Genomic DNA, 15,739 nt, shown 5'->3' with positions numbered 1-15,739 from the left:
CATTCGCGGAAGGGCAGGGGCTTTGGCCGCAGGCGTCAGCGCCAGCCCAGGGCCGGGGCGACATGGGTCAGGATCGCCTCGATGACATGCGCGTTGTAATCGACCCCGAGCTGGTTGGGAACGGTGAGCAGCAGCGTGTCGGCCTCCGCAATGGCCTCGTCCTTCTTCAGTTCCTCGATGAGGCCGTCCGGCTCGGCGGCATAGGTGCGGCCGAACACGGCGCGCCTGTCCGCTTCGATGTAGCCGAAATGATCCTCGCTCTCGTTGCTGCCGAAATAGGCGCGGTCGCGATCGTCCACCAGCGCGAAGATGCTACGGCTCACCGACACCCTCGGCTCGCGTTCGTGACCGGCCGCTTTCCAGGCTGCACGAAAGGCCCGGATCTGTTCGGCCTGCTGAATGTGAAAAGGCCTTCCGCCCTCGTCGAATTTGAGCGTGGAGCTCTGCAGGTTCATTCCCAGTTTCGCCGCCCATTCAGCGGTTGCATTGGTCGCGGCGCCCCACCAGATCCTGTCGCGCAAACCCTCCGAGTGTGGTTCGACGCGAAGCAGGCCGGGCGGGTTTGGAAACATCGGCCGCGGGTTCGGCTGGGCAAAGCCTTTGCCGCGCAAGACTTCGAGCAGCACTCCCGTGTGCCGCCGGGCCATGTCGGCGTCGCTCTCACCCTCCTGCGGGGCGTAGCCGAAGTAGCGCCAGCCGTCGATCACCTGCTCGGGCGAGCCGCGGCTGATGCCCAGCTGCAGACGCCCGCCGGCGATCAGGTCGGCGGCACCGGCGTCCTCGGCCATGTAGAGCGGGTTCTCGTAGCGCATGTCGATCACCGCTGTGCCGATCTCGATGCGGCTGGTCTTGGCGCCGACTGCCGCCAACAGCGGGAATGGCGAGCCGAGTTGCCGTGCGAAGTGATGCACACGGAAATATGCCCCGTCGGCGCCCAGCGCCTCGGCAGCAACGGCAAGCTCGATGGATTGCAGCAGAGCGTCGGAGGCTGATCGCGTCTGCGATTGTGGCGAGGGCGCCCAGTGTCCGAACGACAGAAACCCGATTTTTTTCATGAGAATGCCACGTCAGAGTGAAAGGCGTTCTCGTTATCTAATTATTGAACCGCTCGCCTGCCACGCCAATTCAGACCTGGCAGATGGGAAGAAGGGTAGGGCGGGCTTTTTGCCCCTCGAGCCTGCAAGCCTTGGTCAGGTTGACCCGGAACTGGTCTCTGCGGCGTTGATGGCGGCGGGTCATCCCGGCGGAGGCATGGCCGAGTTGTTTTTGCACATAGCGTTCGTCGACCTCGGCTTACGAAAGCGAGGGCCAGCGCTCAGTGAATGGTCCGCGAACTTCTTCGCCCGTTCGCCCTCCGGCAAGGTCGCCGCGGACGCCGGCGACCAGGGCCGCGCGCTCGACGATCATTTCCGGCAACACCAACTCTCCAGTGGTGATGATCGCGGAGAAGGCATCGGAAATGATGGATGGGACGGACAAATAAACGAAATCAAATAGATATGGGAGGTCGTGTGCAAATACTGCACACGAAAGTTCTCCTTCTCTTGCATTTTCGTTCCTGCGACAGGATGGCCGACGGCTCTTGAGGCGGCTTTTTGCTGGCGACGCCCGCCAGTCCCACGACGATATTCGGCGTCATATCCATAATTAGCCGTGTGTGGCTCAGCTGACTTTGCGAGAGCGCAATCCATGGCGCGCGAACTTGCGCCGAATCGAGCCCCTTGGCTTCGTCGCAATTTCCATGAGGTCCGGAAGTTCACCGATGAATCGGATCAATCCAAAGCACCTCCTCGGGTGCTTCCACAGGTTCGATGTCGAGATTGACAACCACCGGCTCCTGGCCTGACCTGACAAGAACGCATTCCAGCGTCTCGTCGCGGCTGGCGTTGATTTCCTGATGCGGCACGTAGGGCGGCACATAGATGAAGTCGCCAGGGCCGGCCTCCGCAACATATTCCAGGCTCTCGCCCCAGCGCATGCGCGCCTTGCCCTTGACGACATAGATGATGCTTTCCAAATCGCCGTGGTGATGCGCGCCGGTCTTGGCGTTGGCGTGGATGATCACGGTGCCTGCCCAGATCTTTTCGGCGCCGGCCCGTGCCTTGCTGATCGCGGTTGCCCGGTTCATTCCCGGCGTCTGGGCGGTGTTGGGATCAAGCGAATTCCCGGGGATGACCTTTACCCCATTCTCGCGCCAGTCGACCGGCGTGTGGTCGTGTCCGTGGTCATGATCGTGATGATGATGGTCGTCGTGGCCGTGGTCCTTGGTCAAAATCGTCTCTTCCGTTCTCTGTGCCGGTCGTTCAGGTCAGGCAGCGGCGCGCGCCGTGATGGCCTGGACGGCCGCAATGATATCGGCCGGTTCTGTCCGCGCAAGCCAGTCCGGGCTGACATCGGCGAACCGCACCGTGCTCGACCGGTCGATGACGATCGCCGTCGGCATGGGCAGTTCCCACGTTCCCGTTCCGGTGACCTCGCCGATCGGGCTCCCGCTTTCGGCCGAAAGGCGGCGCGAGGGTTCGTCGAAGGAATAGAGTATGCCGAAGCGGCGTCCCAGTGAATTGTCGGCGTCGGTCGCAATCTGGAAATCCAGTCGGTGGCGATCCTTGATGTCGCGCAGCTTTTCGGGGACCTGCGGACTTACGCCGACCAGAGTAGCACCCAGCCTGCGCAGTTCGGGAGCGAGATACTGGCTGTAGTGGGGCAGGGCGATGTTGCAGGCCGGACAACCGGCAAAGCGGAAGAAGATCAGGACGAGCGGCCCGTTCTTCACAAGTGCTGCGAGCGACAGCGGACCGGCGTCCACTTCCATCAATTTGAAAGGCTGCACGGTATCGCCCGCTTTCACGAAGGCCGAACGGTCTGCGGTGTCGACGAGCAGTCGTCGCTGTTCGACATTGATCTTCAGTTTGTCGGCCGGCATCGTCAGCGCCCGTTTGGCCTGGAATTCAGCAAGGGTTTCGTTGAGCGATTGCGCTTGTGCCATTGGCCTTCTCTGTCGGTGAGATTAGCCGCCGAAGCGGCAAGGACGATGGCGAGGCCATCGCGTTCCATTCAGGATAAGACTGCGCGTTGGCGGCGCGAGATAAAAAATTGCGCGGAAGATTTCACCGCGCAACGAATTGTCTAATTCGAGCGGACAGACCGCAGAGTTTTGCCGAGCCTGATCGGCAGGCGACCGAAATCGGCAAGCCAAGGCCGGGGGAACATCAGCCCGTTCCGACACGCGGCTCGCCGGCAAGTGCCGACGCCGCGGTTCCATGAATGGCTCCGCACCAAGCATGATATTCTAACGGACCGCGAACATTCGAAACATCCCAGACTCCTTGTCTTTAAATTCTATAAATATTGTAGACATTGAAGGCGCCTCAGCACCTCCTTTCTGGCGCCCTATAATGCTCGATCGAAAAAACCTTGAAATTTCAACGACAAGGTGCCTGCATGTCTCACGGAAAACTGGTCGGCCTGGTCGGCAACTTCAGCCGCCCGTCAAAGTCTTACGCGTTGGTGGAGACCGTTGCCGGGCTCGTGCGCGACCGATACGGCCTCCGCCCCGAACTCTATGACCTGACCGATATCGGTCCTTCGCTCGGCAATGCGCGGCGCCATGACGACCTCGACATATCCGCTCGGCAGGTCGTGCAGAAGATCATTTCGGCCGATGTTCTGGTCGTGGGGTCGCCGACCTATAAGGGCAGCTATACCGTGCTGTTCAAGCATTTTTTCGACCTGATCGACCCGCTTGCTTTGCAAGGCAAGCCGGTGATTTTGACTGCGACGGGCGGCGGCGACCGTCATGCCCTGATCGTCGAGCATCAGCTTCGCCCGCTCTTCGGCTTCTTCATGGCGCATACGCTGCCAAGCGCCGTCTATGCGGCCGACCGGGATTTTTCCGACTACCGCCTCGCTTCCGAGCCCATCCGCCGCCGTGCCGAACAGGCAGTCGCCGAGCTCGGCGCATTCTTCCCGCAAGCATTGCATCACGCTGTGGCAGCCGAGTGATGCCGTCGTCAGTTGCAAAAGGGATGAGCAGATGACGGTCACCCCGCTTCGCCCAAGAACCGTAACGACCGCGCGCAATTCCGTGGAGGTGGCGGCCGAACTGGCGCGAATATTTGCCGAGACCGCCGGCGAATACGATGAGAGCGCTGCGTTTCCGCACGAGAACATTTTTCGGTTGCATGATGCAGGTCTTATCGCCCTGACGGCGCCGGTCGAATTCGGGGGCGCTGGCGCCGGCCTCGCCGAAGCATCCGACGTGATCCGCGAAATCGCCCGCGGCGAGCCGTCGACCGCGCTCATCCTGATCATGCAGTATATCAACCTTGCAACGCTGCCAAAGAGCCGCTGGCCGGAGCATCTCGTACGCAAGGTGGTCGGTGACGCTGCTGAGAACGGCGCGCTGATCAACGCGTTCCGCGTCGAGCCTGAACTCGGCACTCCGATACGGGGAGGGCTGCCCGCCACTACGGCACGGCGCACGCCCGACGGCTGGTCGATTAGCGGTCGAAAAATCTATTCGACGGGCGTGGAAGGTCTCACCTGGGCGATCGTCTGGGCGCGTACGGACGAAGCCGAGCCGCGCGTGGGCGGCTTTCTGGTACCGGCAAATGCGCCCGGACTGCGAATCGAAAAGACCTGGAATCCGCTCGGCATGCGCGCCACCGGAAGCCACGACGCCGTGCTGGAGGACGTGCGGGTTCCGCTCGATCACGCCGCCGATATCCGCCTCCCTTCCGAGTGGGATACGCGCGGCGAGGGACAGGCGGCGTGGTTCGGTACGTTGCCTGGCGCGCTCTATACCGGTGTTGCGGAAGCCGCGCGTGACTGGCTGGTGCGCTTTCTCAAGGACCGCGTGCCGACCAATCTCGGCCAGCCGCTGGCCGCCGTTCCCCGCATCCAGCAGGCGGTCGGCGAGATCGAGGAATTGATCGCGGTCAACCGCCGGCTGATTTCGTCGGCTGCGCGCGATGTCGACGACGGGCTCCCATTCACCCTGTCGGATGCGGGGCTGATCAAGGTCGTCACCACGGAAAACGCGATCGCGGCCGTCGAAAAGGCGCTGAAGCTCACCGGCAATCACGGCATCTCACGCAACAACCCGCTCGAGCGCCATCATCGCGACGTGCTCTGCGGCCGCATTCACAGTCCGCAGGAAGACACGGTCCGGCTCGGGGCCGGGCGGCTTGCTCTCGGCATCTGAACAAGAAGGACGACGGAGGTTTTCATGCCAGTCGAATTCATCGGTTACATCGGGAATTTCAACGCCTCGGAGACGATCGAGCGCTCCGGCCCAATTATCGACCGCGACCACATCGCGGCGGCTGCAGCCATCCATGAGAACGGCGGCTTCGACCGGGTGCTGCTTGCCTTCCATTCCACCTCGCCCGAAAGCATTCTCGTCGGTCAATATGTGACGAGCATCACGCGAAACTTGAAGCTGATGATCGCCCACCGGCCGGGTTTTACTGCGCCAACACTTGCCGCGCGCCAACTGGCGACCCTCGATCATCTCAGCGACGGCCGGGTATCCGTCCACATCATCACCGGCGGTAACGATCAGGAACTGGCGCAGGACGGCGACCATCTGACCAAGGACGAGCGCTATGCCCGCACGAGCGAGTATCTCGACATCGTGCGCAAGGAATGGACGAGCGAAAAACCGTTCGACTATGACGGCAAATACTATCGCGTCGCCGGTGGCTTCTCGGAGGTCAAGCCGCTGGGCCGGGACGGCGTTCCGATTTATTTCGGCGGCTCGTCCGAGGCCGCGATCGCCGTCGCCGGAAAGCATGCCGACATCTATGCGCTGTGGGGCGAGACCTATGCGCAGGTGGCCGAGACGATCCATCGCATCCGCGCCGCCGCATCTGCTCATGGCCGTTCGCCACGCTTCAGCCTTTCGCTCCGCCCGATCCTGGCCGACACCGAGGAGGAAGCGTGGGCGAAGGCCGACCGCACACTGCAGCGGGCCAAGGCCCTGCGCGCCAGTGGCGAGCGTCTGATCAACGTCAACGCGAAAAGCGGTGCCGCCCAGCCGCCGAACGAAGGCTCGCGGCGCTTACTGGCCGCGGCCGCGCAAGGCGCGCGGCTCGACAAGCGGCTTTGGACGGAAATCGCAGCCCTGACCGGCGCAGCCGGCAATTCGACCTCGCTGGTCGGGACGCCCGACCAGGTCGCCGAGGCCATGCTCGACTATTACAATCTCGGCGTTTCGACCTTCCTCATCCGCGGCTTCGATCCGCTCGAAGACGCTTTCCATTATGGCCGCGATCTGATCCCCCGTGTGCGGGCGCTCATCGCGCAGCGGGACAACGTGTCGCCGCATGTGCAGGCAGCTGAATAATTCCCATGCGCACCGCCAACGGGCGGAGCGCTCCCATCAAATCGGCACACTCAGGAGAAACGAACATGACCTGGAAGACCCTTGCGTCGGCGAGCAACAACTCGCTCATCGACGGACTCGATCGCCGCTCATTCCTGAAAACGGCAGGCGCGCTCGGCCTCGCGGCACCCCTCGGCGCGATATCTGCAAGCAGCCTGTGGGCGCAGGCCGCGGCGCCGGCTGGCGAACTGAAGAAGATCAAGTTCGCGACCAACGCCACCGCTATATGCCTGGCGCCGGTTTTCGTCGCGCAGGAGCAGGGCATCTTCAAGAAGTACGGGCTCGAGGTCGAACTGGTCAATTTCGGCGCCTCGACCGAAGCGCTGCTGGAAGCCATCGCGACCGGCAAGGCAGATGGCGGCGTCGGCATGGCGCTGCGCTGGCTGAAAGCATTGGAACAGGGCTTTGACGTCAAGATCACGGCGGGCACCCATGGCGGCTGCTCGCGCCTCGTGGCGCTCAAGTCGGCCGGCATCACGGACCTCAAGCAACTCAAGGGCAAGACGATCGGCATTTCCGATCTCGCCAGCCCCGGCAAGAACTTCTTCTCGATCCTGCTCCACAAGGAAGGCCTCGATCCGGTCGCCGACGTCGAATGGCGTCAGTATCCGGGCGAACTGCTGCAACTTGCGGCCGAGAAGGGCGAAATCCACGCCATCGCCGACGGTGACCCCAAGGCGTATTTCTGGCTGCAGGATCCGAAATACCTTCAGATCGCATCCAATCTCGATCACGGCTTTGAAAACCGCGTCTGTTGCATCGTCGGCCTGTCGGGGAGCCTCGTGCGCGACGATCTGCCGACGGCGTCGGCTCTTACCCGAGCCCTGCTCGAAGCGCAGGATCTGACCGTCGCCAAGCCGGAGATTGCCGCCAAGGCGTTCCTGCCGCAGGCCCCGAAGGACAAGACGGTCGAACAACTGGTGGGCGTTCTGCTCGACCAGACGCACGGCCACAACCCCACCGGCTCGGATCTACGCGAGGAAATCAGGCTCTACGCTCAGGAGCTGCGTGACGTGCAGGTCTTCAAGAACTCGACCGATCCGCAGGAATTTGCAGAACGCGTCTATGCCGATGTGCTGACGGCGTAGGAGACGGAACAATGACTTCGATCGACCCGGCGTTTTCGGAGCGCGCTGAAACTTCGGCTCTGGACAGCACCCCCAGGCAGGCGGGTGCTGGCATCTGGGTGCTTGGGTTGGTGGCGGCAGCCAGCTGGATCGGCGTGGCCGCGCTGATCGAGCTCTGGCCGGAAATTATCCCCCAGCCTTACGCCCGGGAGCTGGCAATCATCACCCTTGTGATCGCGCTCGGATTGATCGTCGTCGCGGCAACGGGACGGCTTTTAGGAGCTGCCGCGACCACCACCCGCTATTACGGGCCCTGGTTCCTTGCCGCCGCGCTCGTCGTCGCTGGCTGGGAGATCGTGACGGCCAAAACCGGCCTTTTGCCCGTCCCCTTCTTCTCGTCGCCGCAGAGCATCCTGGAGGTGTTCTTCGACGATTGGAGCAGGCTCGGCATCAGCGTCTGGTATTCGGTGCTCTTGCTGGCGAAGGGCTACTTCTTCGGTGCTCTCGCCGGCTTCGTCACCGGCGTCACCATCGGCTGGTCGCGGGCAGCGAGCTATTGGGTACATCCAGTGCTTAGACTGATCGGGCCGCTGCCGGCCACGGCCTGGCTGCCGCTCGCCTTCTTCATCTTTCCGACCAGCGGATCGGCAAGCGTATTCCTGATTGCTCTTGCGACGGCCTTCCCCGTGACCATTCTCACCTGGTCGGGTATCGCCAGCGTCAACCGGGACTATTACGACATCGCCCGCACGCTCGGCGCAAAACCGTCCTTCCTGATCCTGAAGGTGGCAATACCGGCAGCACTCCCGCATGTTTTCGTGGGGCTTTTCATGGGCCTCGGCACCTCCTTCGCGGTGCTCGTCGTTGCCGAAATGCTCGGCGTCAAGGCCGGTCTCGGCTGGTATCTGCAATGGGCTCAAGGATGGGCGGCCTATGCCAACATGTATGCCGCACTTCTCGTCATGGCGCTGATGTGCTCGAGCCTGATCACCATCCTCTTTAAGGTGCGTGACTGGACGCTTTCATGGCAGAAGGGCCTCGTCAGATGGTAGCCGTTGCAACGAACCCGGCAGCGGCATCCACCGCGGCCGGACAGAAGATCGACATCCAGAGCGTCTTCCATCAATTCGAACTCGAGGGGGAGCCGCTTCCGGTGCTCGACGGCATCGACTTTTCTGTCGAGCCGGGATCGTTCGTCGCGCTGCTCGGTCCCTCGGGGTGCGGGAAGTCGACGCTGCTTCGACTGCTTGCCGGTCTCGATCATCCGACCAAAGGCGACTTGAAGGTGGATGGTGAAAACGTCGGCGATCCCGATCCCTCGCGCATCATGGTGTTCCAGGACCCGACTCTGTTTCCATGGCGAACGGTATGGGACAATGTAGCACTCGGCCTCGAAGCCCGAGGCATTCTGAAGAAGTCGAGGCAGAGGGTCGATGACGCGATCCAGCTCGTCGGGCTGGGCGGTTTCGACAAGGCGTATCCGCACCAGCTTTCGGGCGGCATGGCGCAGCGTGTGGCGCTGGCACGCGCGCTGGTGAACGAGCCACGCCTGCTTCTGCTCGACGAGCCGCTCGGCAAGCTCGACTCGCTGACGAGGCTAACCATGCAGACCGAGCTTGTCGGCTTGTGGCAGCGGGCGGGGCTGACCGCTGTCCTCGTCACTCACGATGTCGAGGAAGCGCTGTTCCTGACGCAGCGCGTGCTGATCTTCGGACCGCGGCCGGCGCGCATCGTCGCCGATATCGAAGTCGACCTCCCTTACCCACGCCATCGCGGCGATCCGCGCCTCGCCGAGCTTCGGCGCGAAGCGCTCGGTCACCTCGGCCTCGCCGCAACCTGGTAAACAGATCGGAATCCTTCAAATGAAGATGTTGAACTACGGGCTGCGCGCTGCCCTTGCTTTGACGGCGTTTACGATATCGCTTCCCGCCCACGCCCACATCACCTTCGAGAACAAGGAGGTGAACGCCGGCAGCACAGTCAAGTTCGTGCTGCGCGTCCCGCATGGCTGCGCAGGATCTCCGACCACGGCGGTGAGGATAGCGCTGCCCGAGGAACTGACGGAGGCCAAGCCGCAGCCCAAGCCGGGCTGGGCGCTGGACGTCACCCGGATCGAAGCCCAGGGCGATGGCTCCGGCGAAAACGTTCACGCTGCGCGTGGCGGACATGACGATGCCGTCATCAAGGAGATCGCCTGGTCGGGCGGCAAGCTCGACGCCGCCTATTATGATGAGTTCGTGTTCCGGGCGAAGGTGGCGGAAGACATCGCAGTGGCGGCGATCTTTGTTCCGATCGTCCAGGAATGCGAGACCGGCGTCGAGCGCTGGATCGAGATCCCGCCCGCCGGTGGATCATCGGACGACGTCAAATTCCCGGCGCCGTCGATCAGGATCCTGCCCGGATCGTGAGCGGGTTCCATATTTGGATGTTGCGGGTTTCGGCGGCGATCTGCGCCGCCGTTTTTGCGTTGGCGCTGTCCGTCGCGGCAGCTTTCGCTCATGCCCAGTTGATCGGCGCAGAGCCCGCCGACGGAACGGTTCTCGCGACGGCGCCGGATCGGCTTACGCTCACCTTTTCAGAGCCCGCCCGGCCGCTTGTGGCGCGGTTGATCCATCCGAGCGGACGCGCCGAAATCCTCAAGGAGATCGGCGAGAAGGGTTCGGTGATCGTGCTGACGCTTCCGTCCGGCTTGGAAAACGGCACGCATGTCCTGTCGTGGCGCGTCGCCTCATCCGATGGTCATCCGATCGGCGGCGGCCTGGTATTCTCGATCGGCGCATCGAGCGCGGTGACGCCGGCTGCGATCGAGCAATCCGATATCTCCGTCCGGGTCGGGCTCTGGTCGGCGCGCTTCCTGCTGCTCGCCGGCCTGATCGTCGGTGTCGGCGGCGTGGCATTCAACGCCTTGATCGGCCGCTCCGACCCGGCGCCGGGAGCCCGCATCGTGACGGGCGCGCTGTTCGCAGGACTGATTGCCGCGCCGTTGCTGGTCGGCTTCCAAGGGCTCGATGCGCTGGGCGCGCCGTTTTCCGATGTGGCGACGGCTGATGTCTGGGAGGCCGGATTGTGGGCGACGAGCTATGGCCGTTCGACGCTGCTGGCGGCGACGGCGATCTTCCTGGCTTACGCAGCCGGGCAGGCAAGCAATGGCTCACACCTCGGAATCGGGCTCGCCGTCGCCGCGTTGCTTCTGGTTGGCGTGACGGTCGCCAGTGCAGGTCACGCCTCGACCGCATCACCGCGATACCTCACCATTCCGGCCGTGTTTCTCCATGCGGTGACGGTGGTGCTGTGGATTGGCGCCTTGGTTCCGCTTGGAGCGGTGCTCATCCGGGGTGGCGCGGCGCTGCCGATCGTCCTGCGGCGGTTTTCCCGTTTCATTCCCGCGATCGTGATAGTACTGGCACTGTCCGGCACGGCACTTGCCGTCATTCAGGTGCAGACGATCCCGGCGCTCTGGAACACCGACTATGGCCGGGTGCTTCTGGCCAAGCTCGCATTGGTCGCCGCGCTGCTGCTGCTCGCCGCGCTCAATCGCTTCTACCTGACCGTCCCCATACTCGCCGGCAGCGCAAGTGCGACGCTGCGCCTGACGCGGAGCGTCGGTGCGGAGATTGGTCTTGCGACAGCCGTCATCGCGGTGCTCGGCCTGTGGCGTTTCACGCCACCGCCGCGCGCGATCGCGGCAAACCCGGCTTTGTTCGAAGTCCAGGAAGTCAGCTCTGCGAAGGAGGGCGTCGGCGCCATCCTGTCGATCCGTCCGCCGATCGTTGGTCCGGTGAGGGTCGAGGTTGGCGATCTGCTTCTGGATGGAAAACCGTTCGAGCCGGTCGGCGTCAGTATCGATCTCGACAAGCCGTCCTACGGCATCGGCCCGTTCACGCGCGAAGCAAGCCCGGCAAGCGACGGAACCTACAGTGCCGATGGTTTCGTCCTGCCGCTGGACGGGTTTTGGATCGTTCGCGTCACCATCCTAGTGACGGATTTTCGTTCCGTGACACTCACGGATGTCTTCGATGTCCGGAAAGCACAGCAATGAACCGGCCGGCCGATTTCGAGGCTCCGCACGACATGCCCGGTATCGGCCGGAAAGGAGAATTCGACTCTCCGATCGGGAGAAAGTTCAGTACGTTATACCTAGTCTACTAAATTACTAGAAATTAGCCTGATGGAAGTCGGCCAGAGACGAAAAGGTCTTTCGGTCGCGCCTGTGGTCACAGCCAGGGAGTCCATCATGCCTCAAAAACGTCAGCTGAAACTCGGCTTCATGCTCCACGGCGTCGGCATGGGGTGGGGTGACTGGCGTCATCCCGACGCCGACCCGACAGCCAGCACGAATTTCGCCTACTACAGGAAGCAGGCTCAACTCGCCGAGGCCGCGAAGTTCGATTTCCTGTTCGTCGCCGACAGTGTCTTCATCACCGAAAAATCCAGCCCGCATTATCTCAACCGCTTCGAGCCGCTGACCATCTTGTCCGCACTGGCCGGCGCCACCTCCCATATCGGTCTCGTCGCCACGCTGACCGCCAGCTACAGCGAGCCCTTCAATGTCGCGCGCCAGTTCGCTTCTCTCGACCATATCAGCGGCGGCCGTGCCGGCTGGAACGTGGTGACGTCGTGGCTTGAGGGGAGCGCCGCCAATTTCAGCAAGGCTTCGCATCTTGCGCATGATACGCGCTACCGGCTCGCCGCCGAACACCTCGACGTCGTGCAGGGCCTGTGGGATTCCTGGGAGGACGACGCTCTCGTCCACGACAAGAAGAGTGGCGTATTCTTCGATCCGGCCAAGCTTCATGCCCTCAACCACAAGGGCGAGTTTTTTCAGGTCAAGGGTCCGCTCAACATAGCCCGTTCGGCGCAGGGCCAGCCGGTGATCTTCCAGGCCGGCGCTTCCGAGGACGGCAAGAATTTTGCCTCGAGCCGCGCCGACGCGATCTTTGTCCACCACGAAAACCTGGAGGAGGGCAAGGCCTATTATCGCGACACCAAGAAGCGGGCGGCCGGCTTCGGGCGCGATCCCGACAAGCTCCTCATCCTGCCAGGAATTCGCCCTGTGATCGGATCGACTGAGGAAGAGGCCGAGCGCAAATACCAGGATTTTGCCGGTCTGACCTCAATCGAGAACGCGCTGTCGATGCTCGGCCGTCCGTTCAACGACTACGATTTCCTGCAGCGCGACCTCGACGCGCCGTTCCCGGATGTGTCGGCCCATGGCGCAAACAGCAACCAGAGCACCTCGCGCAAGATTTTGGAGACTGCTGAGCGGGAAAACCTGACGCTTCGCCAAGTGGCGCTGCGTTTCGCGACGCCGCGCACGGAATTTGTCGGCACGCCGGAGCAGGTCGCTGACGCATTTGAGCGCTGGCTGGAGGAGCGCGGCTCCGACGGCTTCGTCTTCAATGTGTCGTTGCCGAGGGAATTCGAAGTCTTCGTCGAGGCCGTCGTCCCGATTTTGCAGAAGCGCGGCATCTACCGAACTGAATACGAAAGCGAGACGTTCCGCGGCAATCTCGGCATTCCGGTGCCGCCCAATCGCCATGCCGGGCGCCACGAAGCCGTCGCCGCCGAGTAACCTTTCCCGCGCTTTTCAACCGAAGCCCCTCTCACAAGCTGAAAGTGAACCTCCTATGAAAACGCTCAATCGACGTACATTCGGTCTCCTTCTCGGCGGACTCGCTGCCGTCGTCGTATTCGGTTCCGAGCCCTCAGCTCTGGCAGCCGAAGACCTCAGCAAGGTCGTTCTGCGCGTTGGCGACCAGACCGGTGCGACCAAGGCTAAATTCGAGGCGGCCGGCTTGCTCGCCGACATCCCCTATCAGATCGAGTGGTCGGTCTATCCGGCCGCCGTCAATCTGCATGAGGCGTTGAAGGCGGATGCAATCGACATTGGCCAGGCCGCCGATTCTCCGACTGTCAGCGCCATCGCCGGAGGCTCGAAGATCAAGGTCGTCGCCAACTATTCGAATGGCGGCCTTGGCAGTTCGCTGATCGTTCCGGCGAGCAGCCCGATCCGGACCATCGAGGATCTCAAGGGCAAGACCATCTCGCCGACGACGCGCGGCAGCGTCGCCCACTATCTCGTGCTCGGGGTCCTGAAGAAAGCAGGACTCACCCAGGATGATGTGAAGCTCGCCTTCCTCAATCCTTCCGACGCCAGTGCCGCCTTCCAGGCGGGAAGCATTGACGCCTGGGGGACCTGGGGTATCTACAAGGCGCGCTCGATCGGCACGTTGAAGGCAACCGTGCTGATCGATGGTCCCGGCATCAACACCGGCAACTTCGTACTGAGCGCCACCGACAATGCGTTGGCCGATCCTGGCAAGGTTGCCGCGATCGCAGACTTCTCCGACCGCATCGAGCGCGCATTCGACTGGTCGAAAAAGAACAAAGATGCCTATCTCGACTTCTATGCCGTCTTCACCAAGCAGGACAAGGCGACCATAGAGGGCCTCTACCCGGATGAAGCCGCCTATGTGAGGCAGCCGACCGACGACGCCTTCGCCGCGTCCCTTCAGAACGTCTTCGATACCTGGAAGGAAGCCGGCGTACTGAGCGGCAACCTCAAGCTTGCCGACTATGTCTATCGCGGCTTGCCGACGAACTGAACGCGGTCCGAAAGGAACAGGTCGATGAGTTCGATCGCCACGATCACCATCGCGCCGGGCGCCGTCGAGAGGCGGCCGGCGGACCAGACGGCCAAGCCGGACGGTCTGTTGGCACGGCAGCGCATCGAGCCGGTATCGACCGCCAGGCATAGGGTGCCACGTTGGCTGCGGCGCTTGTCGGGTCCGGTTCTCCTCGTTCTGCTATGGCATGTCGCGTCGCAAACCGGCGTGCTGCCAAGCGAGGTGCTTGCCGGTCCGACAACCGTGATCGGCAGCGCCGCCAAGCTCATCGACAACGGCGAACTGCAGGATGCGATGCTGATCTCGCTCAGCCGCGCACTGGCGGGTCTGGCGATCGGCGGTTCCATCGGCGTGACGCTGGCCGTCGTCGCCGGCCTGTTTCGGCTCGGCGAGGATATGGTCGACGCCACGATGCAGATGCTGCGCATGGTGCCGGCCGTGGCGTTGATACCGCTGCTGATCATCTGGTTCGGCATCGGCGAGGCGCCGAAGATCGCGCTGATCGCGCTCGGCACGGCCTTTCCGCTCTACCTCAACGTCTATGCCGGCATCCGCAACGTCGATTCAACGCTGATCGAGGCGGGGCGGACTCTTGATCTCTCCCGGGCAGCCATGATCCGACACGTCGTGCTGCCAGGAGCGCTGCCGAGCGCGCTGGTCGGCCTGCGCTACTCGCTCGGCATCGCCTGGCTGGCACTGGTCTTCGGCGAGCAGATCAATGCTACCGCCGGCATCGGCTATCTGATGGCCACTGCGCGGGAGATGTTCCAGACCGATGTCATCGTCGTATGCCTCGTCGTCTATGCCCTGCTCGGCCTCGGCGTCGATTTCACCGTTCGCACTCTCGAAAGGGTATTCCTCGCATGGCGGCCAGCCTTCAGCGGAACTTGAACGTGGGCGAGGCGGTCGCGCCTCCGCCCACCCCGAAACGGTCGAAAGCCCCTCTGCCCGCGGTCAGGGTTCGCGGCCTCACGCGCCGCTTTGGCGAGCGCGAGGTGTTGAAGAGCCTCGACGTCGACATCGCGCCTGGCGAGTTTGTGGCACTGCTCGGCGCCAGCGGCTGCGGCAAGAGCACGCTTTTGCGCATCCTCGCCGATCTCGATCGCGAAATCGTCGGTGAGGTGGAAGTGCCAGTGCGCCGCGCTGTCGCCTTTCAGGCGCCGCGCCTGATGCCGTGGAAGAAGGTGTGGCGCAACGTCGTGCTCGGCCTGCCAGGAAGGCCTGACAGGGCGCGCGCGCTGGCCGCGCTCGACGAGGTCGGCATCGGCCACCGGGCCGACGTGTGGCCGAAGGTGCTGTCCGGCGGCGAGGCGCAGCGAACCTCGCTGGCGCGGGCGCTGGTGCGCGAACCCGACTTGCTGCTTCTCGACGAACCCTTTGCCGCGCTCGATGCGCTGACCCGCATCAAGGCGCAGGACCTAGTCGGCGAGCTCTGGCAGCGGCATGGCTGCGCCATTCTCCTGGTTACCCACGACGTGGAGGAGGCAGTGCTTCTCGCTGACCGGGTCCTTGTCATGAAGGACGGGGTCATCGCGCATGAGGAACGCATCGACCTGGAGCGTCCGCGCGACGTCGCCGATCCGGTTTTCGCCAGGATACGCGGCAGCCTTCTCGACTGGCTGGGTGTGCGCCATGGCACTCACGGCAATGCCTGAGGGTCT

At 63.1% G+C, this 15,739-nt stretch carries 15 protein-coding genes and 1 pseudogene; 12 read left to right on the top strand and 4 right to left on the bottom strand.

Annotated features, from left to right (window positions below; translation table 11 throughout):
* Positions 1 to 35 precede the first annotated feature (35 nt).
* The 4 genes and pseudogenes from EN885_RS00945 to EN885_RS00930 all read right to left on the bottom strand — a co-directional run bounded on the left by EN885_RS00945 (position 36) and on the right by EN885_RS00930 (position 2,986).
* Positions 36 to 1,055, bottom strand: a complete 1,020-nt coding sequence (locus EN885_RS00945; RefSeq protein WP_128241547.1) for an LLM class flavin-dependent oxidoreductase — start codon at positions 1,053 to 1,055, stop codon at positions 36 to 38.
* Positions 1,056 to 1,125: 70 nt separating this feature from the next.
* A pseudogene (locus EN885_RS34040) lies at positions 1,126 to 1,404 on the bottom strand (hypothetical protein); the annotation flags it as partial.
* 352 nt (positions 1,405 to 1,756) lie between these two features.
* On the bottom strand, positions 1,757 to 2,272 hold the full coding sequence (locus tag EN885_RS00935; RefSeq protein WP_128241546.1) for a cupin domain-containing protein: 516 nt from the start codon (positions 2,270 to 2,272) through the stop codon (positions 1,757 to 1,759).
* A gap of 36 nt (positions 2,273 to 2,308) precedes the next feature.
* Positions 2,309 to 2,986 (bottom strand): peroxiredoxin-like family protein, encoded by a 678-nt coding sequence (locus EN885_RS00930; protein WP_128241545.1) that lies wholly within the window; start codon positions 2,984 to 2,986, stop codon positions 2,309 to 2,311.
* A gap of 455 nt (positions 2,987 to 3,441) precedes the next feature.
* On the opposite strand from EN885_RS00930, the gene msuE reads away from it, so the two are divergent.
* The 12 genes from msuE (at position 3,442) to EN885_RS00870 (ending at position 15,733) form a co-directional block, all read left to right on the top strand.
* Positions 3,442 to 4,002, top strand: coding sequence for an FMN reductase (gene msuE, locus EN885_RS00925; RefSeq protein WP_128241544.1), 561 nt, complete (start codon positions 3,442 to 3,444; stop codon positions 4,000 to 4,002).
* A 31-nt stretch (positions 4,003 to 4,033) separates the two neighbouring features.
* A complete protein-coding gene (locus EN885_RS00920; RefSeq protein WP_128241543.1) occupies positions 4,034 to 5,203 on the top strand; it encodes an acyl-CoA dehydrogenase family protein in 1,170 nt (389 codons plus the stop codon).
* A 24-nt stretch (positions 5,204 to 5,227) separates the two neighbouring features.
* Positions 5,228 to 6,346: an LLM class flavin-dependent oxidoreductase gene (locus EN885_RS00915; protein WP_128241542.1), complete on the top strand. Its 1,119-nt coding sequence runs from the start codon at positions 5,228 to 5,230 to the stop codon at positions 6,344 to 6,346.
* Positions 6,347 to 6,411: 65 nt separating this feature from the next.
* On the top strand, positions 6,412 to 7,473 hold the full coding sequence (locus EN885_RS00910) for an ABC transporter substrate-binding protein (protein WP_128241541.1): 1,062 nt from the start codon (positions 6,412 to 6,414) through the stop codon (positions 7,471 to 7,473).
* Between the two features lie 11 nt (positions 7,474 to 7,484).
* Positions 7,485 to 8,504 (top strand): ABC transporter permease subunit, encoded by a 1,020-nt coding sequence (locus tag EN885_RS00905; RefSeq protein WP_128241540.1) that lies wholly within the window; start codon positions 7,485 to 7,487, stop codon positions 8,502 to 8,504.
* Positions 8,498 to 9,295, top strand: a complete 798-nt coding sequence (locus EN885_RS00900; RefSeq protein ID WP_128241539.1) for an ABC transporter ATP-binding protein — start codon at positions 8,498 to 8,500, stop codon at positions 9,293 to 9,295. The genes EN885_RS00905 and EN885_RS00900 overlap by 7 nt, the downstream gene beginning before the upstream one ends.
* Before the next feature lie 19 nt (positions 9,296 to 9,314).
* The gene (locus tag EN885_RS00895) at positions 9,315 to 9,860 is read left to right on the top strand and encodes a DUF1775 domain-containing protein (protein WP_245492953.1); all 546 of its coding nucleotides are present in this window, start codon (positions 9,315 to 9,317) and stop codon (positions 9,858 to 9,860) included.
* Positions 9,857 to 11,491 carry a CopD family protein gene (locus EN885_RS00890; RefSeq protein WP_164897743.1) on the top strand — a complete coding sequence of 545 codons (1,635 nt, stop codon included), beginning with the start codon at positions 9,857 to 9,859 and terminating at the stop codon, positions 11,489 to 11,491. The genes EN885_RS00895 and EN885_RS00890 overlap by 4 nt, the downstream gene beginning before the upstream one ends.
* Before the next feature lie 195 nt (positions 11,492 to 11,686).
* Complete coding sequence (locus EN885_RS00885; RefSeq protein WP_128241537.1) at positions 11,687 to 13,024, top strand: LLM class flavin-dependent oxidoreductase; 1,338 nt, start codon at positions 11,687 to 11,689, stop codon at positions 13,022 to 13,024.
* Between the two features lie 55 nt (positions 13,025 to 13,079).
* Positions 13,080 to 14,057 (top strand): ABC transporter substrate-binding protein, encoded by a 978-nt coding sequence (locus EN885_RS00880; protein ID WP_128241536.1) that lies wholly within the window; start codon positions 13,080 to 13,082, stop codon positions 14,055 to 14,057.
* Positions 14,058 to 14,081: 24 nt separating this feature from the next.
* Positions 14,082 to 14,969 (top strand): ABC transporter permease subunit, encoded by an 888-nt coding sequence (locus EN885_RS00875; RefSeq protein WP_128241535.1) that lies wholly within the window; start codon positions 14,082 to 14,084, stop codon positions 14,967 to 14,969.
* Positions 14,942 to 15,733: an ABC transporter ATP-binding protein gene (locus EN885_RS00870; RefSeq protein WP_128241534.1), complete on the top strand. Its 792-nt coding sequence runs from the start codon at positions 14,942 to 14,944 to the stop codon at positions 15,731 to 15,733. Before EN885_RS00875 ends, EN885_RS00870 begins: the two co-directional genes overlap by 28 nt.
* The last annotated feature ends 6 nt before the right edge of the window (positions 15,734 to 15,739 follow it).

Origin of the sequence: Mesorhizobium sp. M6A.T.Cr.TU.014.01.1.1 (assembly GCF_004022765.1) — a bacterium.
GTDB lineage: Bacteria > Pseudomonadota > Alphaproteobacteria > Rhizobiales > Rhizobiaceae > Mesorhizobium > Mesorhizobium mediterraneum.
Note: the sequence above shows the minus strand (reverse complement) of the source record. Positions and strands in the feature narration are given on the sequence as shown.